This window comes from Amycolatopsis sp. NBC_01488 (assembly GCF_036227105.1).
Classification (GTDB): Bacteria; Actinomycetota; Actinomycetes; order Mycobacteriales; family Pseudonocardiaceae; genus Amycolatopsis.
Window position 1 is genome coordinate 5,541,349 of the sequence record NZ_CP109434.1, and the last position, 24,985, is coordinate 5,566,333.

A 24,985-nucleotide genomic window follows, 5' to 3' on the forward strand; every position below is an offset into this window, starting at 1 on the left:
TCGGCCGGTGGCGCGACGGGCAGGTACCGGCCCGCCGCTTCCGCGAGCGCGACGAACCGGTCGGCCCGCAGCTTGGCGACGACGAGGTACGCCGCTGTCGCCGGGTCCGCCCGGCCAGCGCGTGCCCTCCTCGGCGAGGTACCGGGCGGTCACCAGGTCGTAGCGCGTCTTGGCCCGAGTACTCCCGGCTGCGCCGCGCGCCGCCGGGCTCACTCGGGCGGCGGCTCCCGGATCTCCTCCGGCATCGAGCCGCCGGCGACGTCGGCGGCGATGCCTAGCTCTTCCTCGTAACCCCGCGCGCCGAGGCCGTCTTCGCGCACCGCGGGGGCCGTCGCGTCGACGTCGGGTCGCTCCTCGGCCAGGCGCTCGCCGAGCGGGCGGTCGTGGGCCTGCTCCCACGGCGTCATGCCGTACTTCGTGACACCGGTCCAGCGCTCGGGGGGGTCCATGGCCCCTTCGAGGGGATCCTGGCGAAGGCGGTCCTCGTCGAGGTCTTCGGCGCTGTTCAGCGCCGCCGGATCGGTCTCCACCGGGTCCGGCGCGCCGGTGTCCTGGGGTGGGTCGTAGGGCTGGTGCGGTTCGGTCACCGCGGCACCTCCTTCCTTCGCTGGGAACCGGAGGCTGCCCCGATCGCGCCCGGCGAAACGTCCGGGCGCCCGGCGAAGACCGGGCCGGCCTTCGTTTCCGTCGCCGGGGCGCGGGTACTTGCGGCGGATGGCGGGAAGACGCGACGAACTCCAGCGGATCGCGGCGGAGAATTTCGGCTGGCCACAGCTCACCGACGAGCAGCTGGCGGCGATGGAGCACGTGATGAGCGGGCACGACGTGCTCGCCGTGCTGCCCACCGGGGCCGGCAAGTCGGCGATCTACCAGGTGCCCGCGCTGCTGCTGGACGGCCCGACCGTGGTGGTGTCCCCGCTGATCGCCCTGCAGAACGACCAGATCGAGGCCATCGAGGAGAGCCGGGCCCCGCAGGCGGTCGCCTTGAACTCCGCACAGCGCGCGGCCGAGCGCAAGCACGCGTGGGAGTCGCTGCGGGAGGGCAAGGCCGAGTACCTGTTCCTGTCCCCGGAACAGCTGGCCTCCGACGAGGTCCTCGACGCGGTCGCGGAGCTCGGCGTCTCGCTGTTCGTGGTGGACGAAGCGCACTGCGTTTCGGCGTGGGGGCACGACTTCCGACCGGACTACCTGCGCTTGGCGCCGGTGCTCGAGCGGCTCGGGCGCCCGCGGGTGATCGCACTGACGGCGACCGCCGCGCTGCCCGTGCGCACCGACATCGTGGCCCGGCTGGGGCTGCGCGACCACCGGGAGGTGCTCGCGAGCTTCGACCGGCCCAACCTGCGCCTCGGCGTCGATCCGCTGCCGGACGACGACGACCGGCACCAGGCGGTCATCACCCGGACGCGCGCGCTGACCGCCGATCCCGCGACGCGGCCGGGGCTGGTGTACGTCACCAGCCGCAAGGACGCCGAAACCTACGCCGGGGAACTCGCCGCGGAGGGCGTCCGCGTGGCGGCCTATCACGCCGGGATGAAGGCGGCCGACCGCGAACGCGTGCACGAAGAGTTCCTGCGCGGCGATCTCGACGCGGTGGTCGCGACCTCGGCGTTCGGCATGGGGATCGACAAGGCCGACCTGCGGTTCGTGCTGCACGCGGCGGCGCCGGAGTCGCTCGACACCTACTACCAGCAGATCGGCCGCGCCGGCCGCGACGGCGAACCGGCCGAAATCACCCTGTACCACCGGCCGCGGGACCTGGGCCGGCAGAAGTTCCTCACCGCGGCGAAGGCGCCCGAGCAGGCGCTGGCCGAGGTGGCCACCACCCTCGCCGAGCACGACAGGCCGCTGAAACCGGCGGAACTCGGCAAGGAGGTGGCCGTCTCGGCGGCCCAGCGCACCCGGGCGGTGAACCTGCTGGAGCAGACAGGCTCGGTCGGTGTCACCGCCGACGGCCGCCTCGAATACCGGGACTCCGGTGTGGACCCCGGCCAAGCCGTCGAGCAGGGCGTCGAGGCCGCCGAGGCCCACCAACGGCTGATCCGGTCCCGGATCGAGATGATGCGCGGCTACGCCGAGACCACCGGCTGCCGCCGCCAGTACCTGCTCGGCTACTTCGGCGAGCAGCTCGAGCAGCCGTGCGGCAACTGCGACACCTGCATCGCCGGCACCGCCGAAGCGCAGTCGTCCGGTGGCGGGGATTTTCCCGTCAACAGCGCGGTGGAGCACGCGGAGTGGGGCCGCGGCATCGTGATGTCCGCGGACGACGACACGGTGACCGTCGTGTTCGACCACCACGGCTACAAGACGCTGTCGGCGCCCGCGGTCCGCGGGCACAAGCTCCTCGCTGTCGTCGACAGCACCGGCCGGCCGCGGGATTGACCGCGGTCCGCGCGGGTAGCCCGGGGGGCAGTTACCAGGGCCCCGGTGCCCAGCCGGCGGTCCGCAACGAAGGCGGTCCCCGGTCGAGATGAGGTTCGCCACGAACAAGCCGGTCAGACGCCGCGCAGCGGGGACCAGGCTCGACCTGCACGTGGCCACCCGAGCCTGGAAGGTGCTGGGCGGCTCGGGGGTGAACGGACGAGCGGCATCCGGCCACCGTGCTCGCGGTGGCCGGATGCCGGTGGCCGTCAGGGTTTGAGGACGACCTTCTCGCAGTTGTCCTGCTTGTTCTTGAAGATCTCGAAGCCGCGTTCCGCCTCGTCCAGCGCCAGCGTGTGGGTGATGATCCGGGTCGGGTCGAGCTCCCCGCGTTCGATGCGCTGCAGCAGCGGCTTCATGTAGCGCTGCACGTGGCATTGCCCGGTCCGCAGGGTCAGCGACCGGTTCATCCACGCGCCGGCCGGGAACTTGTCCAGCAGCCCGCCGTACACGCCGATCACCGAGACCACGCCGCCGCTGCGGCACGACAGGATCGCCTGGCGCAACGCGTGCGGCCGTTCGGTCTCCGACCGCACCGCCTGCTTGACCCGGTCGTACGCGGCGATGTGCGCGCTGCCGTGCGTGGCCTCCAGGCCGACCGCGTCGATGCACTTGTCCGGCCCGCGCCCACCGGTCAGTTCCAGCAGCCGGGACCGCACGTCGACCTCGTCGAAGTTCACCGGCGTGTAGCCCGCCCGCTCCGCCAGCTCCAGCCGGTACGGCTCCTTGTCGATGGCGATGACCTTCGCGGCACCCAGCACCCGGGCGCTGTCCATGGCGAACTGGCCGACCGGGCCGGCGCCCCAGACCGCGACCACGTCGCTGGGCCGGATGTCGCACATCTCGGCACCCATGTACCCGGTGGGCAGGATGTCGGAGAGGAACAGCACCTGCTCGTCGGTCAGGTCCGACTCGATCTTCAGCGGGCCGACGTCGGCGAACGGCACCCGCGCGTACTGCGCCTGACCGCCCGCGAAGCCGCCGGTCAGATGCGAATAGCCGAAGATCCCGCAGACCGGGTGACCGAACATCTTCTCCGCGATCCCGGCGTTGGGATTGGTGTTCTCGCAGCAGGAGTACAGCTCGGCGGCGCAGGCACCGCACGCACCGCAGGCGATCGGGAACGGCACGACGACCCGGTCCCCGACGCGCAGCCGGTCCGGATCGACGCCCTTGCCGACCTCGAGCACTTCGCCCATGAACTCGTGCCCCATCACGTCGCCGTCCTGCATGGTGGGCACGTACCCGTCGACCAGGTGCAGGTCCGAGCCGCAGATCGCGGTGGAGGTGATCCGGATGATCGCGTCGCGGCTGTTCAGGATCTTCGGGTCCGGCACGTCCCGGACCTCGACCTTGTTGCGGCCCGCCCAAGTGTTCGCCCTCATGCGTCCGCTCCCTTCTCGAGCTCGGCATCCGACAGCGGTTGCGCCGGGCGCTGCGGGAACTCCTTGCGCGCCCGCTTCCCCCACGGGGCGCCGTCGGACCGGACCACCTCGCCGGTCTCCAGGACCTGCTTGAGCCGGCGCAGGTCGTCGTCGAGCTGCTGGTGCGGTTCCTCGCCGAAGTACTTGGCGACCGCCTTGCCGACCGAGCCGCCGGGGATTTCGTACACCAGGACGACGTTCACCTCGGTGCTCACCCCGTCCGGGGCGGGCGCGAACCAGACCGTGCCGGCGTTCGGCACGTCCGCTTTCCCGGTCGAGCGCCACGCGATCCTCTCGCCGGGTGTCTCGTCGGTGATTTCCGCGTCCCACTCGACGTCCTTGCCGAACGGGGCACTGGCGGACCAGTGGCTCGTCCGGTCACCGGTGGCGCGGACCTGCTCGAGGTGCGCCATGAACGTGGGAAGGTTCTCCAGGTCGCGCCAGAACGCGTAGACGTCCGGCGCGGGTTTGCGGATGGTGGTCGTTGCGGTCAATTCCACGGATCCTCCTTTGCGTGCGCCCCGCGCCGCCGGCCGGGAGCCGCTGTTCTTCGCTCGAGTGGCCCGCACGGCGGTCAGCAGGTCCAGTGCCGTGATCCCGGCGACGGCGCCGGTGACCCCGACGAGCCGCCGCCGGCGGCGCCCGCCACGGTGGGCGATGGCGATCCCCAGCGCGGTCAGGTCCATCGCGTCGCCCGCGACCCTGGTCCACGCCCAGACGCCGGTCCGCCGGCTCGTCAGGAGCCCGGCCGCGTGGATCAGCTCGCGTGCCCCGACGGCCGGTACCACCGCCCGGGACGTCGCGGAGTCGTCGACGCCGCTGATCCGGCGCACCGTGCCCGGCGCCGCCAGCTGTGCCACGCCGAGACCGAAGCTCAGCCAACCCAGCCGCCGGCCCTGCCGCTGTACCTCGTGGTGCCTTGCTTGCCCTGCCGTTCGGCTTGGCGATGGCGTCATGGGTAGCCTCCGTATCCGATCGCGCCTGTCGAACGGGCCCGGTGCACCGCCTGGGGCGCGTTCGATCTGGGCTCGGCTACCCCTCGGCGATCCGGCTAACCCACGGATCGACCACGGCGCGGAGAAGGCATCCGGTCGTGGGAGGCGAGTCGGTGGACTCGCTCGGGGGCGCCGCACGGAGAACGGGAACGCGGGCGGGCTGCCCGCCTCGATGCCGACGACCGTCGGCGCCGGTTTGTCCAGGGCGTCGAGAAGCGCGCCGGCGTCGGCGGCCGCACCGAGACCACGCAGGTCCGGGCGACGACTCAGTGGTGCCGGGCCAGGTGGTCCCACCATCTCGGGCGAGACCGAAAGCTACCCGGGCCGGAAGTCACTCGTCGGACTGTCCGAAAAGGACTGGTCGTCACGCCTCGGCCGGCTCGATCCCGAGGTGCTCGCGCAGGGTCGTCCCGGTGTACTCGGTCCGGAACGAGCCGCGCTCCTGCAGCAGCGGCACCACGGTGTCGGCGAACTCGTCGAGGCCGCCGGGGGTGACGTGCGGGACGAGGATGAACCCGTCGCTCGCGTCGGCCTGCACGAGGTCGTCGATCGCGGCGGCGACGGTCGCGGGTGCGCCGATGAACGTCTGCCGGCCGGTGACTTCGATGATCAGGTCGCGGGTCGACAGGTTCTTCGCCTCGGCGAGCTGCCGCCATTCGCGGGCCGTGGCGAGGGGGTCGCGGTACATCCGGACGCTGGCGCGGCCCGGCGCGATCGTGGATTCGCCGACCACGGGGTCGAACGCGGGCAGCGGGCCGTCGGGGTCGTGGCCGGACAGGTCGGTGTTCCAGAGCTGCTCGAGGAACTTGATCGCGGTCTGCGCGCTGACCTGCTGCCGCCGCACGACGTGGGCGCGCTCGTGGGCATCGGCGTCGGTGTCGCCGAGGACGAACGTCGCCGCGGGCAGGATCACCAGCTGCTCCGGGGTCCGGCCGTACTTCGCCAGCCTGCCCTTGACGTCGGAGTAGAACGCCTGGCCCGCTTCGAGGGTGCCGTATCGGCTGAAGATCGCGTCCGCGGTCGCCGCGGCGAATTCCCGGCCCTCGTCGGAGTCGCCGGCCTGGATGATCACCGGGCGGCCCTGGGGGCTGCGCGGCACCGGGAACCGGCCCTCGATGGCGAAGTGCGCGTCGTGGTGGGCGAAGGCGCCCGCGGCGGGATCGCGCAGGAACTCGCCGGTTTCGGCGTCGGCGGCGATCTCGTCGCCGCGCCAGGAGTCGAACAGCTCCCAGGCGGTGCGCAGGAACGTCTCGGCGCGCTCGTAGCGCTGGTCCTGGGGAAGGAACCCGCCGCGGCGGAAGTTCTCGCCGGTGAAGGCGTCCCACGACGTGACGACGTTCCACGCGGCGCGCCCGGCGGAGAGGTGGTCGAGCGAGGCGAACTGCCGGGCCACCTCGAAGGGCTCGTTGAACGTCGAGTTGATCGTGCCCGCGAGGCCGAGCCGGTCGGTGACGGCGGCCAGCGCCGAGAGCACGGTGAAGGTGTCGGGACGGCCGACGACGTCGAGGTCGTAGATCTGCCCGTTCTGCTCGCGCAGCCGCAGGCCTTCGGCGAGGAAGAAGAAGTCGAACTTCGCGCGTTCGGCGGTCTGCGCGAGCTTGACGAAGGAGCCGAACTCGATGTGGCTGCCGGCTTCGGGGTCGCTCCACACGGTCGTGTTGTTGACGCCGGGGAAGTGCGCCGCGAGGTGGATCTGCTTACGGGACATGGCAAGCCTCCTCAGACGGCGGCGTAGCGGTTGGCGGGCCGGGCAAGACCGAGCAGCCCGCGCAGGGTGCTCGCCTCGTACTCGGTGCGGAAGGCACCGCGGCCTCGCAGTTCGGGGACCAGGCCGCGGGTGATCGCGGTCAGGTCGTGCGGCACCGCGCCCAGCCGCAGCCGGAAGCCGGAGAGCCCGGCGTCCTGCCAGTCGAGCAGCAGGTCGGCGAGCCCGGCCGGAGTGCCGGTGAAGGTGTACGCGTCCGAGGTGTACTCGGCGCCGAACCGGTCGTCGAGCCGGGCCTTGCGGTCGGCGGCGGCCTGCTCGGTCTCGTCGAGGAACACGACGACGTCACCGAAAACGTGCAGGGTTTCGGCGGCGCGTCCGGCCTTCTCCTGCTCGTCGCGCACGGCGGCGACGATCGTGGCGGCCTGCCCGCGGTCGAACGGTGTCACGTAGACGACGTCGGCGGAGCGGGCGGCGAGCCGGTAGGGGATGGCGGCGTGCGCGAGGGAGGTGACCGGGGGCTGGCCCTGCGGCGGCCGCGGCGTGATCGACGGGCCCTTGACCGAGAACCAGCGGCCTGCGAAGTCGATGTAGTGCAGCTTCTCGCGGTCGACGAACCGGCCGGTGGCGACGTCGCGGATCTCGGCGTCGTCCTCCCACGAGTCCCACAGCCGGCGCAGCACCTCGACGTAGTCCGCGGCTTCGTCGAAGAGGTCGGCGAGCGGGCTGGGCTTGCCGGGTTCGGCCGAGTCCTCGAGCCGGAACTCGCCGAAGTCGCGGCGCCCGAAGTGCCGGTTGTCGGCGGCGCGCCCCGCGACCTGCACGCGGACGCCGGCCCGCCCGGTGCTCACGTAGTCGAGCGTGGCGATGGCCTTGGACAGGTGGAACGGCTCGGTGTGGGTGACCACGGCGGTCGGGACGAGCCCGATGTGCGAGGTCAGCGGTGCGACGCGGGCGGCGATGAGCACGGCGTCGAGGCGGCCCTGGACGATGTCGGTCCGCTCGCCCGGCCGGTCGAGGTAGCTCACCGTCTGCAGGGCCAGGGAGTCTTCGATGGTGACGAAGTCCAGCTTGGCGGCCTCGGCCTCGCGGACCAGGTCCGCCCAGTACCCGGCGGTGAGCAGATCACGCGGCCGTGCCCCGGGTTCGCGCCACGCGGCGGGGTGCCACCCCGCCCCGTCCAGCGCGACGGCGATCCGCGGTCCGGGTGCTGATGCCATCTCGGCGTTCCCTCCGGTCGGTCCTCGTGCCGGTCGGTCCTCGTGCGCAGTGTGCGCCGAGTCCCGCGCCTCGCGCGGGACCGGCCAACTGCTGGGACGAGCGGGGAACGCGGGGAATAAACCGCGGGTCACCCGACTTCGTTCAGCTTTCCGGTGGCGACGTCGAAGACGAAGGCCCGCGCGGACTCCGATCGACTGGCGCAGGTCCTCTTGAAGCACTCAGGCGTCCGCGTGGTGGACCCAAGTCGGGCATCCAGTCGCAAATCACCGCGCAGGCCGGGAACTTGCTGTCCGGATCGTGAGATGGTGGATCGATCACTGGGTTCGGCAGGCGAACTTCCTTAAGGTCCTGATCGTCACTCGATCGGCTGAACCTTGAAGGTGCTGTGGTCAACCCTCCGCCGACACCCACCGGTGTCCCGGCCCTCGCGGCACGTTCCCTGCCGGCCGCGGTGTGGCGTGCCGTCCGCTCCGGGCGGTGGACGTCCGTCTGCGCGCTCCTGATCGTCGTCATCGTGCTGCTCGCCGCCGGGGCCGACCTGTTCGTCCTGGCCGAAGGGCAGAGCCTGGTCCCGGACATCGCCACGCTCGGCCCGACCGGGTTGCCCGCCGGGGCGCTGGGCGGGGTGAGCGGGGCGCACTGGTTCGGGGTCGAGCCGCTGACCGGCGTCGACCTCTTCGCGCTCGTCGCGCACGGCGCGCGGACATCGCTGCTCGTCGGCCTCGGCGCGACGGTGCTGGGCACCGTGCTCGGCGTCGTGATCGGGGTCAGCGCCGGCTACCTCGGCGGCTGGTGGGACCGCCTGGTGACGTGGACCGCCGACGTCATCCTCGGCTTCCCCTACCTGATCTTCATGATCGCGCTCGGCGCGGTCCTGCCGGTCGACTTCCCCCGGCAGGTCACGCTGATCGTCGTCCTCGGGCTCTTCGGCTGGCCGCGCGTGGCCCGCATCGTCCGGTCGCAGACCCTGACGCTGGCCAGGCGCGACTTCGTCGCCGCGGCCCGGGTCATCGGCGGCGGGCCGTGGCACGTGTTCACCAAGGAGCTGCTGCCCAATCTCTGGGCGCCGATCATCGTCGTCGCCAGCCTGGCCATCCCGTCGATGATCGGCAGCGAGGCCGCGCTGTCGTTCCTCGGCGTCGGCGTCCTGCCCCCGACGCCCAGCTGGGGCCACCTCATCAGCACCGCCATCGACTTCTTCGAAACCGACCCGCTGTACCTGATCTTCCCCGGGCTCCTGCTGTTCCTCATCACGCTGGCGTTCAACGTCGTCGGCGACGCGATCCGCGACACGCTCGATCCGCGCTCGGGAGGTGCGGCCTGATGCGCACCGCGCGGTTCGTCGCCACCCGGTTCGCCGGGATGCTGCTGGTCCTGCTGGTCGTCGCCTTCGTGACGTTCGTGGTGTTCTACGTCCTGCCCGCCGACCCGGCGCGGATGGCCTGTGGCCGTCCGTGCTCGCCCGAGGGGCTGCAGCTGGCGCGGGAGTTCATGGGCTACGACGTCCCGTGGTACCGGCAGTTCCTCGACTTCCTCGGCGGGATCATCGGCGGCCGGACGTTCGGGACCGGCGCCGCGGCCGTCCACTGCACCGCGCCGTGCTTCGGCTGGGACTTCCAGAACAACGTCGGCGTGCTCAGCGAGATCGGTGGCCGGATCGAGGTCAGCTTCTCGGTCGCGCTGGGCGCGGCCGTGATCTGGATCGTCCTGGGCGTCGGGCTCGGCGTGCTTTCGGCGCTGCGGCGCGGAACCGCCGTCGACCGGATCACGATGGCCGCCGCGATGGCCGGGGTGTCCATGCCCGCCTACCTGGCCGGGATGATCGGCATCACGATCTTCGCCTTCGCGCTCGACGTCGTGCCGAAGTCCGGGTACGTGCCGCTGACCGAGGACCCCGCGCAGTGGGCGTGGCACCTGGTGCTGCCGTGGTTCGTGCTGGCGTTCCTGCACGCGGCGATCTACGCACGGCTCACCCGCGGGCAGATGCTGGAGACCCTCGGCGAGGACTACATCCGCACCGCCCGGGCGAAGGGCCTCACCGAACGGAAGGTCGTGGGCCGGCACGCGCTGCGCAATGTCCTGCTGCCGATCATCACCGTCTTCGGCGTCGATCTCGGCGGGCTGCTGGCGGGGACGGTGATCACCGAGCGGATCTTCGGCATGGCCGGCGTCGGGCGGCTGCTCGTCGAAGCGATCGCGTCGCTCAACCTGCCGGTGCTGCTGGGCGTGACGTTGTTTTCGGCCCTGCTGGTCACGGTCCTGAACTTCCTGGTCGATCTCTGCTACGGCGCGCTCGATCCGCGGGCTCGCCTCGTCTGAAGGGGACACGATGAAACGGGGATACCTGCGACTTGCCGCGGGGGTGACGGCCGCCGTCACGCTGCTGACGGCGTGCGGCGCCAACGACACACCGGCCGCACCGGGCGGCACCGTCAAGCCGGGCGGGAACCTCGTCCTGCTCAACGACGCGCCGTCGATCACCTGGGATCCCGCGAAGAGCTCGAACCTGGTCGTCACCACGCTCGGGCTGATCCACCGGCGGCTGACGTCGTGGGACGTCGCCCCGGGCAAGGACACCACGATCGTGCCCGACCTGGCCACCGACACCGGCCGCCCGAGCGACGGCGGCAAGACGTGGACGTTCACCCTCAAGGACGGCCGCAAGTACGCCGACGGCACGCCGATCAAGGCCGAGGACGTCAAGTGGGGCCTGGAGCGCTCGTTCGCGCCAGCCTTCTCCGGTGGCCTCGCCTACCACAAGGACCTGCTGTCGCCGGGCCTGGCGTACAAGGGCCCGTTCGAGGGCAAGGAACTCGACACCATCCAGACGCCGGACGCCAAGACGATCGTCTTCCACCTCGCCCGCGCGTACGGCGACTTCAACTGGGTCGCCAGCACCCCGGCGTTCTCCCCGGTGCCCAAGGGCAAGGGAGCCGAGGCGAACTACGGCGACCACCCGGTCGCTTCCGGCCCGTACCAGCTGCAGAGCTACGAGCGCGGCAAGTCGGCGAAGCTCACGCGCAATCCGAACTGGAGCCACGACGAGGACAAGACGCGGCTGGCGAACCCGGACACCATCGAGTTCCAGCTCGGCCAGGACACCAGCGTCATTTCGAAGCGCCTGATCGACGACAGCGGGACCGACCGCAACGCCTTCGGCATGTCGTTCGCCTCGCCCGCCCAGCTGGCGCAGATCCAGGGCAACGCGTCGGCGAAGTCGCGGCTGGTGACGTCGGAATCCGGGGCGCTGGCCTACCTTTCGCTCAACACCCAGCGCGGCAACCTGACCAACCCGAAGGTGCGCCAGGCGTTCCAGTACGCCGTCGACAAGGCCGCGTACCAGGTCGCGAGCGCGGGCAGCGCCCAGCTCGCCGGCGACGTCGCCACCACGCTCATCACGCCCGGTCTGCAGGGCCGGGAGCAGTACGACCTGTACCCGGCGCCGCCGTCCGGTGACGTGGCGAAGGCCAAGCAGCTGCTGGCCGAGGCGGGCTTCCCGAACGGCCTCGACGGCCTGGTCCTGGCCACCCACAACGAAAACGGCTACCCGGAGAAGGCCGCCGCGATCCAGGCCTCGCTGGCCAGGGCGAACATCAAGGTCACCATCAAGCCCCTCGACGAGGACACCTACACGTCCGAAGTGGACACCAAGGGCCTCTCGGACTACGACCTGACGCTCACCTCGTGGCAGCCGGACATCCCGTCGGCCAATGCGAACATCCAGCCGCTGTTCCAGTCCACCGAGATCGGCAACGGCGGGGTCAACGAATCCCGCTACCACAACCCCGAGGTCGACAAGCTCATCACCGAGGCACAGGCCACCGTCGATCCGGCCGAGGCGGGCAAGAAGTGGGCGGCGCTGGACAAGAAGATCCTCGCCGACTCGCCCGTCGTGCCGCTGATCTACACCCGCAACTCCTTCCTGCACGGCTCGAACGTCGGCGACGTCCAGATCGGCCGCTTCCCGGCCTACGTCGACTACCGCAAGTTCGGGATCGTCCAGTGACCGGAGCCGGGCTCCTTCGGCTGCACGACGTCGCGGTCTCGTTCGGGGACGTCGAAGCCGTCCGCGGGGTCGGCTACGAGGTCCGTGCGGGCGAAGTCGTCGCGGTGGTCGGGGAGTCCGGCTCCGGCAAGACGGTCACCGCGATGTCCCTGCTCGGCCTGCTCCCGGCCACGGCCCGCGTAACGGGCCGCGCGGAGCTGGCCGGGCGGGATCTCTACACGATGACCCCGGCCGAGCTGCGGGAGGTCCGCGGCGGCGAAGTCGGCATGGTGTTCCAGGAGCCGATGAGCGCGCTCAACCCGGTGTTCACCGTCGGCGACCAGCTCGTCGAGGCCATCCGCACGCACCGGTCGCTCGGCGCCCCCGCGGCCCGGGAACGGGCGATCGAGCTGCTCGGCCTGGTCGGGCTGCCCGCGCCGCGCGAGCGGTTCCGGTCGTACCCGCACGAGCTGTCCGGCGGGCAGTTGCAGCGCGTCGTCATCGCGATGGCGGTGGCGAACGAGCCCCGGCTGCTGATCGCCGACGAGCCGACCACCGCGCTCGACGTCACCGTGCAGGCGGAGATCCTCGAGCTGCTGCGGGACCTCCGTGCGCGGTTGGCCACGGCGATCCTGCTGATCACGCACGACATGGGCGTCGTCGCCGATCTCGCCGACCGCGTGGTCGTGATGCACGAGGGCCGCGTGGTCGAACAGGGTGACGTCCGGACGATCTTCACCGCGCCGGCGCGGGACTACACGCGGCAGCTGCTCGGCTCGGTCGTCTCACTCGGCAGCGCCGCGACGACCGGGCTCGAACGCGCGCCGGCCGCGGACATCGAGGTGTCACCCGGGCATGTCGCGACGTCCGAGCACCCGGCGGTGGCGTCGGTTCCCGACGTGCCCGCCGAGGCGCCGCTGCTGCGCGTGGAGAACCTGTCGGTGACCTACCGCGGCCGCTTCCGCGCGATGGCCGTGCACGCCGCTTCGGGAGTCAACCTGCACGTGGCGCCGGGGGAGGTGCTCGGCCTGGTCGGGGAGTCGGGTTCGGGAAAGAGCACGGTCGCGCGCGCCGTCACGGGCCTGATCGCGCCCACGGCGGGCTCCGTGCGCATCGGGGACGCGGACATCACCCGGGTGCGCGGCCGGGCGGCGAAGGCCCTGCGGCGCCGGATCGGCGTGGTGTTCCAGGACCCGCTGTCTTCGCTGAACCCGCGCACGACGGTGGGGGAGAGCGTCGCGACCCCGCTGCGGCTGCACCGCGCGGCTCGCGGGTCCGAAGTGGACGGCCGGGTCGCCGCCCTGCTCGAAGCCGTCCAGCTTTCGCCGTCGCTGGCTTCGCGGTACCCGCACGAGCTTTCCGGCGGGCAGCGGCAGCGTGCCTGCATCGCGCGGGCCCTGGCGCTGCGCCCGGACCTGCTGGTGGCCGACGAGCCGACGAGCGCGCTCGACGTCACGATCCAGGCCCGGATCCTCGATCTGCTGCGCGAGCTGCGGCACGAGTTCGGCTTCGCCTGCCTGTTCATCAGCCACGACCTCGCGGTGATCGAGCAGCTGGCCGACCGGGTGGCGGTGATGCACCGCGGGCACGTCGTCGAACAGGGCCCGGCGAAAGAGGTGCTCACCGCGCCGGCGCACCCGTACACGCGGCGGCTGCTGTCGGCGGCGCCCGTTGCCGACCCGGAGGCTCAACGCCGGCGCCGCGAAGCCTGGCGGCAGCTGCGCTGATGGTGGGCCGAGCGTGACCGGTCCCGGGGTGCCGCACTTTCGCTGGGGTGTCAAGGGCGCGTCGTCGCGGTGCCAGGGAATGGGACTCCGGTTCGCACAGTGGGACGGCCTCAAGCGCATGGCTAGCGTCGCGGTCGAAGCCGCAACCGTTCCCCGCTGGAGGCCGTCCGGTGTCCCCCTTTTCCCGTGCCCGCAACGCCGCGGCCCTGCTCGCCCTGCCCGTTCTCCTGACCGCCTGCTCCGCGGCCGGCACCGAACAAGCCGCCGACGCCGGGCCGCCGAAGGCCGGTGGCACGCTGCGCCTGGGCATCTCGTCCGCGCCCGACTGCATCGACCCGCAGCAGGCCGCCACGAACGCGTCCATCAACGTCGCCCGTCAGCTGGTCGACTCGCTGACCGACCAGGACCCGAAGACCGGCGAGATCAAGCCGTGGCTGGCCGAGAAGTGGGAGATCAGCGCCGATTCGACGGCGTTCACCTTCCACCTGCGCTCCGGCGCGACGTTCTCCGACGGCAGTCCGGTCGACGCGGCCGCCGTCAAGACGAGCTTCGACGGCATCAAGGCCCTCGGCACGAAGGCCCAGCTCGGCTACGGCTACCTGGCCGCGTACCAGTCGTCGACCGTCGTCGACCCGCGGACCGTCCGCCTCGACTTCTCCGCGCCCAGCGCCCAGTTCCTGCAGGCCAGCTCGACGATGTCGCTCGGCCTCCTCGCGCCCGCGGCGTTCAAGAAGACGCCGGAGCAGCGTTGCCAGGGCACCGGCCTGATCGGCTCGGGGCCGTTCGTCTTCGAAAGCCTGAAGCAGAACCAGGAGATCGTCCTGGCCAAGCGCACGGGCTACGCCTGGGGCTCGTCGCTGTTCAAGCACCAGGGTGAGGCCTACCTGGACAAGATCGACTACAAGATCGTGCCGGAGCCCGGCGTCCGCACCGGCAGCCTCGCCTCCGGCCAGCTCGACGCGGCCACCGACATCCAGCCGGTCGACGAGCCGCAGTTCAAGGGCAACGGCTTCAGCGAGAACATCCGGCCCAATCCCGGCGTCGTGTTCAACCTGCACGCCAACACCACCCGCGGCGTGCTCACCGACGAGAAGGTGCGGCAGGCCGTGCTCAAGGGCGTCGACCGCGCCGAGGTCGTGAACACGGTGCTGACGCCGAGCTACAAAGCCGCCACGAGCATCCTCGGCTCGGCGACGCCGCTGGTCAGCGACCTCTCGCAGCAGCTCGCGTACGACCAGAAGGGCGCGGACGCGCTGCTGGACGGCGACGGCTGGGTGCCCGGCCCGGGCGGGATCCGCGTCAAGAACGGGCAGCAGCTCAGCGCGTCCGTGGTCTTCTCGCCGGTGTTCAACCAGAACCGCAGCGTGCTGGAGCTGGTCCAGCAGCAGCTGCGCAAGATCGGCTTCGACCTGCGGATCGAGCAGCACACCACGGCCGAGACCACCCAGATCCAGCTGAGCGGGAACTACGACTTCCTCTGGTACAACGTGACCCGCGCCGACCCGGACATCCTGCGCGGCCAGTTCTCGACGAAGGCCGGCAACCGCAGCAAGCTCACGCCGGGCAACCCGCTCGACGTCGCCCTCGACGCGCAGTCGTCCACAGTGGACACTGTGAAACGCAAGCCGTCCGCCGACGAGGTGCAGAAGCTGATCGTCGACCACGCCTACGCGATCCCGGTGTTCGAGCTGACCCAGGTCGTCGCGCTGAGCTCGAAGGCGCACGCCGTCGACTTCGAGGCGTCGTCACGGCTGCAGTTGTTCGACGCGTGGCTGTCGTGAGGCGCTACCTCCTCCGCCGCGTCGGGCAGGCGGTGTTCGTGCTGTGGGCGGCGTTCACGCTCTCGTTCCTGATCCTGTACCTGCTGCCGGGCGACGCCGTTTCGGCGAAGCTCGCGAGCAGCGACGCGGGCTCGGCGGCCACGCCCGAGCAGCTCGCCGCCGCCCGCGCGGAGTACGGCCTCGACTCCCCGCTGCCGGTCCAGTACCTGAAACGGCTGGTTTCGGCCCTGCACGGCGACTTCGGGCGCAGCGTCGCGACCGGCGACGACGCGACGCACATGGTCGTCACGGCGTTGCCTCCGACGCTCGCGGTGACCGGGCTCGCGCTGGTGTTCGCGGTGCTGTTCGGCGGCGGGTCGGCGTTCCTCGGCACGCTCACGCGGTTCCGCTGGCTGCGGCAGGCGCTGCTCTCCCTGCCGTCGCTGGCGATCTCGCTGCCGCCGTTCTGGGTGGGCCTGCTGCTGATCCAGATCTTCTCGTTCCGGCTGCGGCTGCTGCCCGCACTGGGCACGCAGGGCTTCTCCGCGGTGCTCCTGCCCGCGATCACGCTGGCCCTGCCGACCGGCGCGATCATCGGGCAGGTGCTGGCCAAGAGCCTGGCCACGCAGCAGGAAGAGCCGTACGCGGAGATCGCGGCGGCCAAGGGCGCGAGCCGCTGGCGGGTCCACTTCGGACACCTGCTGCGCAACGCCGCCGTGCCGACGCTGACCGTCGCCGGCGTGGTGGCGGGCAACCTGGTCGCGGGTTCGGTGATCACCGAGACGGTGTTCTCGCGCGACGGCGTCGGCCGGATCACCGCGGCCGCCGTCACCGCGCAGGACGTCCCGGTCGTGCAGGCGGTGATCGTGCTGGCCGCACTGGTGTTCGTGGTGCTCAACCTGAGCGTCGACCTGCTCTACCCGCTGCTCGACCCGCGCATCGCGCGGACGCCGGAGGTGGCCCGTGGTTGACCTCGCGCCGGCCCGGGTGGTGCGGCGCCCCGGGCTGGCCATCGCCATCGCGGTGCTCGCGTTCGTGCTGCTCGCGGCCTTCGTGCCGACGCTGCTGACCGGGTACGACCCGATCACCGGCGTCCCGGTCGAGCGGCTGCAGGGGCCGTCGCTGCACCACCTGTTCGGCACCGACGAGACCGGCCGCGACGTCTACGCGCGGGTGATCCACGGTGCGTCGCTCTCACTGCGGGCCACCGCGATCGCCGTGCTCGTGGCGCTCGTCGCGGGCTCCGCGCTCGGCCTGCTGGCCGGATTCCGCGGCGGCTGGCTGGACACCGTCATCATGCGGATCGTCGACGTGTTCCTGGCCATCCCGCCGATCCTGCTGTCGCTGGCCCTGGTCACGGCGCTGGGCTTCGGCACGACGAACGTCGCGATCGCCGTCGGCATCGCGAACCTGGCGTCCTTCGCCCGCGTCATGCGCGCGGAGGTGCTTCGCGTGCGCAATGGGGTCTTCGTCGAAGCGGCGCGCGCGAGTGGAGTGCGCTGGTCGGGCGTACTGCTGCGGCACGTCCTGCCGAACGCGGCGGGCCCGGTGCTGGCGCTGGCGACGCTCACGCTCGGCACGGCCGTGCTCGAGGTGTCCGCGCTGAGCTTCCTCGGCTTCGGCGCGACCCCGCCGACGCCGGAGTGGGGCTCGCTCGTCGCGGGCGGCCGCAGCTTCCTCGCGACGGCTTGGTGGATGACGACGTTCCCGGGGCTGACGGTCGCGGCGGTGGTCCTCGCCGCGAACCGCCTGTCCCGCGCACTGGACGGAGGAGACCGATGACCCTGCTGCGGATCTCACAGCTGGCCGTGTCGTACCGGAAGGTCCCGGCTGTCCGTGACGTCGGCCTGGCCGTCGACGCGGGCGAGGTGGTCGCCGTCGTCGGGGAATCGGGCTCCGGCAAGTCGACCACGGCGCACGCGGCGATCGGCCTGCTGCCCCGCGGCGGCCGCATCGACGGCGGCTCGATCACCTTCGACGGCCGGGACCTGCTTTCCCTGTCGGACAAGCAGTGGCGTGGCGTGCGCGGCCGCGAGATCGCGCTGGTGCCACAGGACCCGGCGGTGTCGCTGAACCCCGTGCACCGGATCGGCGACCAGGTCGCCGAGGTGCTGAAGATCCACGGGCTCGCGGACCGGCGATCCGCCTCCGTGCAGGCGATCGAGCTGCTGGAGCGCGCGGGCGTGCCCCAGCCCGAGCTGCGGGCGAGGCAGTACCCGCACCAGCTGTCCGGCGGACTCCGGCAGCGCGTGCTGATCGCGTCGGCGCTGGCCGGGCGGCCGAAGCTGATCATCGCGGACGAGCCGACGTCGGCGCTGGACGTCACCGTGCAGCGCCGCATCCTCGACCACCTGACGTCGCTGGCGCTTGAATCGGGCACGGCGATCCTGCTGATCACGCACGACCTCGGCGTCGCGGCCGACCGGGCGTCACGAATCGTCGTGCTCTCGCAGGGCTCGGTGGTCGAAGAGGGTTCCTCGGTCGTCAGCGCGCCGACGCACCCCTACACCCGGCAGCTGCTGGCGGCGACGCCGAGCATGACGAGCACGGCACGGCCACCCGCACCGCCCGCCGAACCGCTCGTTTCCGTCCGGGACCTCGCGAAGACGTTCGAGGGCGGGATCCGCGCGGTCGACGGGATCTCGTTCGACATCCCGCGCGGTCAGACGCTGGCCCTGGTGGGCGAGTCGGGCTCGGGCAAGTCGACGACCGCCCGGATGGTGCTCCGGCTGGAGGCAGCCTCGGCGGGCTCGGTGGAGTTCGACGGCCACGACATCACCTCGCTCGCAGGTGCCGAGCTGCGCCGGCTGCGGCGACGGATGCAGATCGTCTACCAGAACCCGTATGCGTCGCTGAACCCGAAGTTCTCGATCGAGGACGTCGTCGCGGAGCCGTTGCGGGCGTTCGGCCTTCCGCGCACCCGGGTCCCGGAGCTGCTGGAGCAGGTCGCCCTGCCGGCGTCGGTGGCGCGCCGGAAGCCGGCCGAGCTCTCGGGCGGCCAGCGGCAGCGGGTGGCGATCGCGCGGGCCTTGGCGCTGCAGCCGGACCTGGTGGTGTGCGACGAACCGGTGTCGGCGCTGGACGTCTCGGTGCAGGCCCAGATCCTGCGGCTGCTGGCGGAACTGCAGTCGGAACTCGGGGTCACCTACCTGTTAATCTCCCACGACCTGGCCGTGGTCCGGCAGCTCGCCGACCACGTCGGGGTGCTGCGCGCGGGCGCGCTGGTGGAGCTGGGCCCGGCGGCCCGGGTACTGGCGGAACCGGACTCGGAGTACACGAAGGAGCTGCTGGCGGCGATTCCCGGCAGCCGGGTGCGGAACGGGCTGAGCACTACGGGAAGGTGACCCACTGGGAGGTCAGCAGGACGAGCTTGCCGCCGCGAGTGGACCAGTAAGCCGCGTAATCGAGTCGGCACTGATCCGCGGAGCCACTTTGCCTGAATCGGAGTTCATGACTGCAGGACTGTAGGCTCTGGTAAGCCGTCGGACCAGGGCAGCGCCCGCTCGTCCAGTTCTTGGGACTCCGGGTTCTCATCTCCTGGATGCCGTTGCTGCGGTGCGATGTCATGCTCCACGCTGCCGATCATGACCCAGCTCCACGAACCTCTGAAATTCGCCTATTGGGTGCCGAACGTCAGCGGCGGCCTCGTCACCAGTGATATCGAACAGCGCACCGACTGGGGGTATGAATACAACCGGGACCTCGCGGTCATCGCCGAGAACAACGGGTTCGAATACGCTCTCACCCAGGTGCGCTACACCGCCAGCTACGGCGCCGCCTACCAACACGAATCGACCGGCTTCAGCCTCGCGCTGCTGCTGGCGACGCAGCGGCTGAAGGTGATCGCGGCGGTCCACCCCGGACTGTGGCACCCCGGCGTGCTGGCGAAGTTCGTGGCCGGCGCGGATGTCCTGTCCGGTGGCCGGGCGGCGGTGAACGTCGTCAGCGGCTGGTTCAAGGACGAGTTCACCGGGCTCGGCGAGCCCTGGCTGGAGCACGACGAGCGTTACCGGCGTTCCGAAGAGTTCATCCGGGTGCTCAAGGAACTGTGGACGAACGACCACGCGGAGTTCGTCGGCGACTTCTACCGCATCCACGATTTCGACATCAAACCCAAGCCGCAGGCGCGCGAAGGCCGTCCGCATCCGGAGGTCTTCCAGGGCGGCAACTCCACCGCGGCGCGGAAACTGGCCGGCCGCGTGTCGGACTGGTACTTCAGCAACGGCAAGGACTACGACGGGTTCAGCGAGCAGGTGGCCGAAGTCCGCAGCTATGCCGCCGAGAACGACCACGTCGTCCGGTTCGGGTTGAACGGTTTCGTGATCGCCCGTGACAGCGAGTCCGAAGCGCGGGACGTGGTGCGCGAGATCGTCGCGAAGGCGAACGTGGCAGCGGTCGAGGGATTCCGTTCCGCCGTGCAGCAGGCCGGCAATTCCACCGCGGACAAGAAGGGCATGTGGTCGGATTCGGAGTTCGCCGACCTGGTGCAGTACAACGACGGCTTCCGCACCCGGCTCATCGGCACCCCGGAACAGATCGCCGAGCGTGCCATCGAATACAAGCGGCGGGGCGCGAGCCTGCTGCTGCTCGGTTTCCTGCACTTCCAGGAGGAGATCGAACACTTCGGCCGGCACGTGCTGCCGATCATCAGGGAACTGGAAAAAGACCTCGACCGCAGCGCCGCGACACCCGAACCCGTGAGGAGCCGAGCATGACCGACTGGATCGAACGCGCCCGCGAGGTCGCCGCCAAACTCGCCGTCGACGCCGTCGAACGCGACCAGCGAGGCGAAACGCCGTACCAGGAAGTCCAGCTGCTGAAGGACAATGGCCTGGTCACCCTGCTCGGCCCGGTCGACCACGGCGGAGGCGGGCAGACCTGGGACACCGCGTACCGGGTGATCCGCGAGATCGCGAAGGCCGACGGCTCGATCGGGCAGCTGCTGGGCTACCACTACCTGTGGGCCTGGGCGGCGCGCCTGGTGGCCACCGACGCCCAGGTCGCCGCCGTCGAAGAGCTGTACACCAAGGACAACCTGTTCTTCGGCGGCGCGGTGAACCCGCGGGACTCCGACCTGACGATCACCGAAGACGGCGACTCGATCGTCTACAACGGACACAAGTCGTTCTCCACCGGCAGCAAGGTGTCCGACCTGACCGTGCTGGAAGGCGTCCGGGAAGGCACCGAGGACCACATCTTCGCGATCGTCCCGTCTCGGCAGGAGGGCATCACCTTCCACGACGACTGGGACAACATCGGCCAGCGCCTCACCGAATCCGGCAGCGTGACGATCGACAACGTCCGGGTGCCGTGGGCGTCGGCCGCCGGGTACGTCGACCGGAAGTTCCAGCCGCTGGTCTACAACACGCTCAACGTCCCGGCGATCCAGCTCGTCTTCACCAACTTCTACCTCGGCATCGCCCAGGGCGCGCTGGAGACGGCGCTCGCGTACACCAGGGACCGGACCCGCGCCTGGCCCTACGGCGGTGACGACAAGCAGGCGGCCTCGGAGGAGTGGTACATCCTCGACGGCTACGGCGACCTGCAGGCGAAGCTGTGGGCCGCAGAAGCCCTGACCGACAAGGCAGGCGCGGCGATTTCCCGCGTGCTGCACGCACCGCGGGAGGAGCTGACGCCGGAAGCACGCGGCGAGGTGGCGGTCCTGATCGCGGCGGCCAAGCAGCGCACGGTGGACACCGGCCTGGAGATCGCGACGAAGATCTTCGAGCTGACCGGCGCCCGGGCGAGCGCGTCGAAGTACGGCCTGGATCGCTTCTGGCGCAACCTGCGGACCCACTCGCTGCACGATCCGTTGCCCTACAAGCGCCGCGAGGTGGGCGAGTACGCGCTGCTCGGCGAGTACCCGACGCCGACCTGGTACACCTGAGCGGAGTTCAGGCCGGGGCAGACCTCGTTGGTGTCCAGCACGCCGGACGGCCAGTGAGGGCCGGTAGCATGCGGCCGTGAGCGAGTCCCGTGCCGCGGCGGAGAAGCCGCCGCGGCGTGCCGACGCGCGGCGCAACGCCGAAAACGTCCTCGAAGCCGCGGCCGCGGTGTTCGTGACGTCCGGCGTCGAAGCACCGATCCGGGAGATCGCCGCCCGGGCCGGGGTGGGCACGGCGACTATCTACCGCCACTACCCGACCCGGGCCGACCTGATCCTCGCGGTGTACCGGCGGCAGGTCGAGTCCCTGGCCGAAGCCGGTCCCGCGCTGCTCGCGGCCGAACCGGGACCGCACCAGGCCCTCACGAAGTGGATCGACCGGTTCGTCGACTTCGTCATCACCAAGCAGGGCCTGGCGTCGGTGCTGCAGTCCGACGAATCGTGCTACGACCCGCTGCACGCCTACTTCCTCGAACGCCTCGGCCCGGTGTGCACGCAGCTGCTGGACGCCGCCGCGGCGGCCGGGGAGATCACCCCCGGTCAGGACGCGTACGAGCTGATGCGCGGCGTCGGCAGCCTGTGCGCCGGCGCGGGCACCGCGACCCGCTACGACGCGCGCCACCTCGTGCGGCTTCTGGTCAGCGGCCTGCGCAAACTGGAGTGAGCACAGACGGCCGGTCGTGAGTGAGAAACTGGGTTAGCACACTGTTTCTCACTCACGACCCGGTCCCGGCTCCCGCACGCGACAGGATCCCGGCCACCCCGCGGACCGTGCGGGTCCGGTAGAGGTCGGCCACCGCCAGGTCGCCGAGGCCCGCCTTGCGGATGCCGTCGACGATCGTGAAGGCCAGCAGGGAGTTGCCGCCGGTGAGGAAGAGGTCGTCGTCCAGGGCGATCGGGCGGCCGACGGCGCCGGCCCACAGCTCGGCGACCCGGAGCTGCAGCTCCGTCGCTTCGACGGCGTCGACAAGACCGAGGTCTTCCGCGACGGCCCCGGGTTCGGGCAGCCGGGCCGGGTCGAGCTTCCCGTTGGCGTTCACCGGCAGGCCGGCCAGCTCGGTCAGCGTGTCCGGCACCAGGTAGCCGGGCAGCTGCTCCCGCATCCGCTCGTCCAGCGCGGCGAGGTCGAGCCCGGTGCCGGCCACGTAGGCGTCGAGCCGTTCCGAGCCCGCGCCCGTGCCGCGCGAGCGCACGACGACCGCCGCCGCGCGGACGCCCGGCTCGGCCAGCAGCACCGCGCGGATCTCGCCGAGCTCGACGCGGTGGCCGCGGATCTTGACCTGGTCGTCGAGCCGGCCCAGGTACTCCAGCTCGCCGTCGGGCAGGACGCGGCCGCGGTCGCCGGTGCGGTACCAGCGCGCGCCCGGTTCGCCGAGGAACTTGGCGGCGGTCAGCTCGGGTCGCCGGTGGTAGCCGTCGACGATCCCGGCGCCGCCGAGCAGGATCTCGCCCGGCACGCCCGGAGGCACGCGCCGGCCGTGCTCGTCGACGACGTCGACGCGCCAGCCGGGCACGGCCCGCCCGACCGAGCGGCTGCCCGCCGCGGCGGCCTCGCGGGTCACCGGGTGCCACGTACAGGCGACCGTCGTCTCGGTGATCCCGTACATGTTGATCACCCGGCAGCGCTCCTCCGGGTACCGCTCGAACCACCGGAGCATCAGCGCCATGTCCAGCGGTTCGCCGCTGAAGATGAGCCAGCGCACGGAAAGCCGCGCGGCGCGGTCGGCGTCCACCGCCGCCAGCTGCGTGAACACCGACGGGGTCTGGTTGAGGACGGTGACCTGCTCCGCGGACAGCAGGTCGTGCAGGGCGTGCGCGTCGCGGGCGGTCTCCTCCGGCACGATGACCAGCCGTCCGCCGGTGGTCAGGCAGCCGAAGATCTCCCACACCGAGAAATCCCACGAGTAGGTGTGGAACAGCGCCCAGCTGTCGTCGCGGCCGAAGCCGAACCCGAACACCCGGGTCGCGTCGAGCAGGCTGCAGATCTGCCGGTGCGCCACCACCACGCCCTTCGGCTGCCCGGTGGACCCCGAGGTGTAGATCAGGTACGCGCCGTCGTCGGCGGTCCCAGCCGGCAGGAACGGCTCCGCCCGGTCCGTCCACACACCGTCGTCGACGACCAGCGTGGGCGGGCCAAGCTCGGTCGGGGAGTCGGCGAGGACGAGCGACACCTCCGCGTCCTCGGCGATCCCCTTCAGCCGCTGCGGCGGGTTTTCCGGCGCCAGCGGGACGTAGGCGGCGCCCGTCTTCAGCACCGCGAACATCGCGGCGATCAGCTCCGGCGACCGCGCGAAGCTCAGGCCGACGCGGCTGCCCGGCCCGCAGCCCTGGGCGGCGAGCCGGGTGGCGAGGACGTCCGCGGCGTGGCCGAGCTCCCGGTAGGACACCGCTCGTTCCCCGGCCGTGACGGCGATCGCGTCCGGATGTGCCAGCACCCTTCGCTGGACCAGCTCGTGGAGCGTGTGTTCGCCGTCGAGCCAGTCCGGGGCGGCTTCGCCGGGCAGCACCGGCGCCGGGTGTTCGCCGGCGGTCAGTTCGGCGGACCCGATCGTCGCGCCGGGGTTCCGGACGAACAGCTCCAGCAGGACGCCGACGCCGTGCAGCAGCCAGCGAGCCGCGGTCTCGTGGACGTGCTCGCGGTGAAAGCGGCACCGCAGGCGCCGCGGGTCGGCCGGATCGAGGTCGAGCACCAGCGGGAAGTCGCCGTCCGCCACACCGATCGCGACCGATGCCGGTCCGTCGTCCGCCGAGGCGCCGACGAAAAGCTGTGCGCGATAACGGGAAGCGGGCAGCTCTTCGGCCACCGGGAGGATCCAGGTCCGCTGCCCGTCCGCGTCCGGCAGCGCGATCCGCGGGGTCTCGCCGGAGAACCGGGCCAGCACCGCGGCGGTCGCGGCCGCGAGCGTCCGCACGTCCGTGGGGCTGTCCGCGGGGAGGGGGACAGTCACTTCGGCGGGCCCGGAGCCGGCCGGGCCGAAGGACATCCAGACGTCGCTCATCGGGCACCTTCCCGTGCCGGGACGGCGAACCGCGCGGCGAGCAGGTCCAGCAGCGCGGCCGGGTCCGGCAGGAAGTACATGTGCTCGCCCGGCAGCTCGGCGACGTCGAAGCCCGCACTGGTGATCCGCGCCCAGCCGGCCAGGTCGGCGCGGGACACGAGCGGGTCGTCCGCGCCGCGGATCGCGAGCACCGGCACCGGCAGCCGGGTGCCGGCGGGGGCCAGGTACGCCTCGCGCGCCAGCAGGTCCGCGCGCAGCGGCGGCAGCAGGATCTCCCGCAGCTCGGGCTGCGCGAGCGCGGGGTGGGCGTAGCCGATCAGCCGCTCGACGGCGGCGACGAACTCCTCGCCCTCGAGCCCGCGCAGGCCGAGGTCCACCGGGGTCACCGGATCCGGCGCGCCGCTGACGACCAGCCCGGCCACCCGGAACTCGCCCGAAGCCGCGATCGCGCGGGCCGTCTCGAACGCGACCGCGGCGCCCGAGCTGTGGCCGAACAGCACGATCTCCTCGCCGGCCGCGGCGGTGCGGCGGATCTGCCCGAGCGCGTGCGCGGCCGCGGCGGCGACGTCTTCGTGCGGCGGGAGGGCGAACTGCTCCTCGCGGCCGGCCAGCTGCACCGGCCGGATCTCGATTTCCGCGTCGCCGGGCGGCGTCCAGGAACGGTAGACGCTCGCGCCGGCGCCGGCGAAGGGACAGCAGTAGAACTTCATGCTCACCAGACCATCCTCGTACGGGGCAGCGATGCGTTTTCCGACGTTAGTGCGCGCCCCGGTGGCGCTCTGCCAGTCCCGTTCCCCGCTTTCGCGGGACGAGCATTCTGCCAGGAGGCCGACTCCTAACCTGGCCCCAGGAAACAGAAATCCCCCG

At 71.5% G+C, this 24,985-nt stretch carries 19 protein-coding genes; 12 read left to right on the forward strand and 7 right to left on the reverse strand.

Annotation, left to right across the window (positions count from 1 at the left end; all coding sequences use genetic code 11):
- Positions 1-209: 209 nt before the first annotated feature.
- A complete protein-coding gene (locus OG738_RS26525) occupies positions 210-587 on the reverse strand; it encodes a hypothetical protein (RefSeq protein ID WP_329044907.1) in 378 nt (125 codons plus the stop codon).
- A 127-nt stretch (positions 588-714) separates the two neighbouring features.
- Here OG738_RS26525 and OG738_RS26530 point away from each other — a divergent pair, with 127 nt between their 5' ends.
- Complete coding sequence (locus tag OG738_RS26530) at positions 715-2,379, forward strand: RecQ family ATP-dependent DNA helicase (RefSeq protein ID WP_329044908.1); 1,665 nt, start codon at positions 715-717, stop codon at positions 2,377-2,379.
- 248 nt (positions 2,380-2,627) lie between these two features.
- On the opposite strand, the gene OG738_RS26535 is transcribed toward OG738_RS26530, so the two are convergent.
- From OG738_RS26535 to OG738_RS26550, 4 genes are all read right to left on the reverse strand, one after another.
- Positions 2,628-3,803, reverse strand: a complete 1,176-nt coding sequence (locus OG738_RS26535; protein WP_329044909.1) for a zinc-dependent alcohol dehydrogenase — start codon at positions 3,801-3,803, stop codon at positions 2,628-2,630.
- A complete protein-coding gene (locus OG738_RS26540; RefSeq protein WP_329044910.1) occupies positions 3,800-4,702 on the reverse strand; it encodes an SRPBCC family protein in 903 nt (300 codons plus the stop codon). Before OG738_RS26540 ends, OG738_RS26535 begins: the two co-directional genes overlap by 4 nt.
- Positions 4,703-5,201: 499 nt before the next feature.
- Positions 5,202-6,545: an NtaA/DmoA family FMN-dependent monooxygenase gene (locus tag OG738_RS26545; RefSeq protein WP_329044912.1), complete on the reverse strand. Its 1,344-nt coding sequence runs from the start codon at positions 6,543-6,545 to the stop codon at positions 5,202-5,204.
- Positions 6,546-6,556: 11 nt separating this feature from the next.
- On the reverse strand, positions 6,557-7,762 hold the full coding sequence (locus OG738_RS26550) for an LLM class flavin-dependent oxidoreductase (protein WP_329044913.1): 1,206 nt from the start codon (positions 7,760-7,762) through the stop codon (positions 6,557-6,559).
- A gap of 386 nt (positions 7,763-8,148) precedes the next feature.
- Between OG738_RS26550 and OG738_RS26555 the strand changes: the two genes are divergently transcribed.
- From OG738_RS26555 to OG738_RS26605, 11 genes are all read left to right on the forward strand, one after another.
- Positions 8,149-9,087, forward strand: coding sequence for an ABC transporter permease (locus tag OG738_RS26555; RefSeq protein ID WP_329044915.1), 939 nt, complete (start codon positions 8,149-8,151; stop codon positions 9,085-9,087).
- Positions 9,087-10,082, forward strand: a complete 996-nt coding sequence (locus tag OG738_RS26560; RefSeq protein WP_329044917.1) for an ABC transporter permease — start codon at positions 9,087-9,089, stop codon at positions 10,080-10,082. The genes OG738_RS26555 and OG738_RS26560 overlap by 1 nt, the downstream gene beginning before the upstream one ends.
- A gap of 10 nt (positions 10,083-10,092) precedes the next feature.
- A complete protein-coding gene (locus OG738_RS26565; protein ID WP_329044918.1) occupies positions 10,093-11,769 on the forward strand; it encodes an ABC transporter substrate-binding protein in 1,677 nt (558 codons plus the stop codon).
- Positions 11,766-13,475 (forward strand): ABC transporter ATP-binding protein, encoded by a 1,710-nt coding sequence (locus OG738_RS26570; protein WP_329044919.1) that lies wholly within the window; start codon positions 11,766-11,768, stop codon positions 13,473-13,475. Before OG738_RS26565 ends, OG738_RS26570 begins: the two co-directional genes overlap by 4 nt.
- A 170-nt stretch (positions 13,476-13,645) precedes the next feature.
- On the forward strand, positions 13,646-15,256 hold the full coding sequence (locus OG738_RS26575; protein ID WP_329044921.1) for an ABC transporter substrate-binding protein: 1,611 nt from the start codon (positions 13,646-13,648) through the stop codon (positions 15,254-15,256).
- Positions 15,253-16,206, forward strand: a complete 954-nt coding sequence (locus OG738_RS26580; RefSeq protein ID WP_329056845.1) for an ABC transporter permease — start codon at positions 15,253-15,255, stop codon at positions 16,204-16,206. Before OG738_RS26575 ends, OG738_RS26580 begins: the two co-directional genes overlap by 4 nt.
- Positions 16,199-17,017 carry an ABC transporter permease gene (locus tag OG738_RS26585; protein WP_329044922.1) on the forward strand — a complete coding sequence of 273 codons (819 nt, stop codon included), beginning with the start codon at positions 16,199-16,201 and terminating at the stop codon, positions 17,015-17,017. The genes OG738_RS26580 and OG738_RS26585 overlap by 8 nt, the downstream gene beginning before the upstream one ends.
- Positions 17,014-18,579 (forward strand): ABC transporter ATP-binding protein, encoded by a 1,566-nt coding sequence (locus OG738_RS26590; RefSeq protein ID WP_329044923.1) that lies wholly within the window; start codon positions 17,014-17,016, stop codon positions 18,577-18,579. The genes OG738_RS26585 and OG738_RS26590 overlap by 4 nt, the downstream gene beginning before the upstream one ends.
- 240 nt (positions 18,580-18,819) lie before the next feature.
- Positions 18,820-19,950 (forward strand): dimethylsulfone monooxygenase SfnG, encoded by a 1,131-nt coding sequence (gene sfnG, locus OG738_RS26595; protein WP_329044926.1) that lies wholly within the window; start codon positions 18,820-18,822, stop codon positions 19,948-19,950.
- Entirely contained in the window at positions 19,947-21,122 is a 1,176-nt protein-coding gene (locus tag OG738_RS26600; protein ID WP_329044927.1) for an acyl-CoA dehydrogenase family protein, read from the forward strand. Before sfnG ends, OG738_RS26600 begins: the two co-directional genes overlap by 4 nt.
- A gap of 76 nt (positions 21,123-21,198) precedes the next feature.
- Positions 21,199-21,783: a TetR/AcrR family transcriptional regulator gene (locus OG738_RS26605; RefSeq protein ID WP_329044928.1), complete on the forward strand. Its 585-nt coding sequence runs from the start codon at positions 21,199-21,201 to the stop codon at positions 21,781-21,783.
- 52 nt (positions 21,784-21,835) lie between these two features.
- On the opposite strand, the gene OG738_RS26610 is transcribed toward OG738_RS26605, so the two are convergent.
- Together OG738_RS26610 and OG738_RS26615 are read right to left on the reverse strand one after the other, a co-directional pair.
- Positions 21,836-24,118: a non-ribosomal peptide synthetase gene (locus OG738_RS26610; RefSeq protein ID WP_329044930.1), complete on the reverse strand. Its 2,283-nt coding sequence runs from the start codon at positions 24,116-24,118 to the stop codon at positions 21,836-21,838.
- Complete coding sequence (locus tag OG738_RS26615) at positions 24,115-24,828, reverse strand: thioesterase II family protein (protein WP_329056846.1); 714 nt, start codon at positions 24,826-24,828, stop codon at positions 24,115-24,117. The genes OG738_RS26610 and OG738_RS26615 overlap by 4 nt, the downstream gene beginning before the upstream one ends.
- Positions 24,829-24,985 lie beyond the last annotated feature (157 nt).

Coding starts and splice junctions, on each gene's coding strand:
- sfnG (WP_329044926.1), top strand. CDS start 18,820: ATGACCCAGCTCCACGAACCTCTGAAATTCGCCTATTGGGTGCCGAAC.
- OG738_RS26545 (WP_329044912.1), bottom strand. CDS start 6,545: ATGTCCCGTAAGCAGATCCACCTCGCGGCGCACTTCCCCGGCGTCAAC.
- OG738_RS26535 (WP_329044909.1), bottom strand. CDS start 3,803: ATGAGGGCGAACACTTGGGCGGGCCGCAACAAGGTCGAGGTCCGGGAC.
- OG738_RS26550 (WP_329044913.1), bottom strand. CDS start 7,762: ATGGCATCAGCACCCGGACCGCGGATCGCCGTCGCGCTGGACGGGGCG.
- OG738_RS26590 (WP_329044923.1), top strand. CDS start 17,014: ATGACCCTGCTGCGGATCTCACAGCTGGCCGTGTCGTACCGGAAGGTC.
- OG738_RS26615 (WP_329056846.1), bottom strand. CDS start 24,828: ATGAAGTTCTACTGCTGTCCCTTCGCCGGCGCCGGCGCGAGCGTCTAC.
- OG738_RS26560 (WP_329044917.1), top strand. CDS start 9,087: ATGCGCACCGCGCGGTTCGTCGCCACCCGGTTCGCCGGGATGCTGCTG.
- OG738_RS26565 (WP_329044918.1), top strand. CDS start 10,093: ATGAAACGGGGATACCTGCGACTTGCCGCGGGGGTGACGGCCGCCGTC.
- OG738_RS26600 (WP_329044927.1), top strand. CDS start 19,947: ATGACCGACTGGATCGAACGCGCCCGCGAGGTCGCCGCCAAACTCGCC.
- OG738_RS26530 (WP_329044908.1), top strand. CDS start 715: ATGGCGGGAAGACGCGACGAACTCCAGCGGATCGCGGCGGAGAATTTC.
- OG738_RS26610 (WP_329044930.1), bottom strand. CDS start 24,118: ATGAGCGACGTCTGGATGTCCTTCGGCCCGGCCGGCTCCGGGCCCGCC.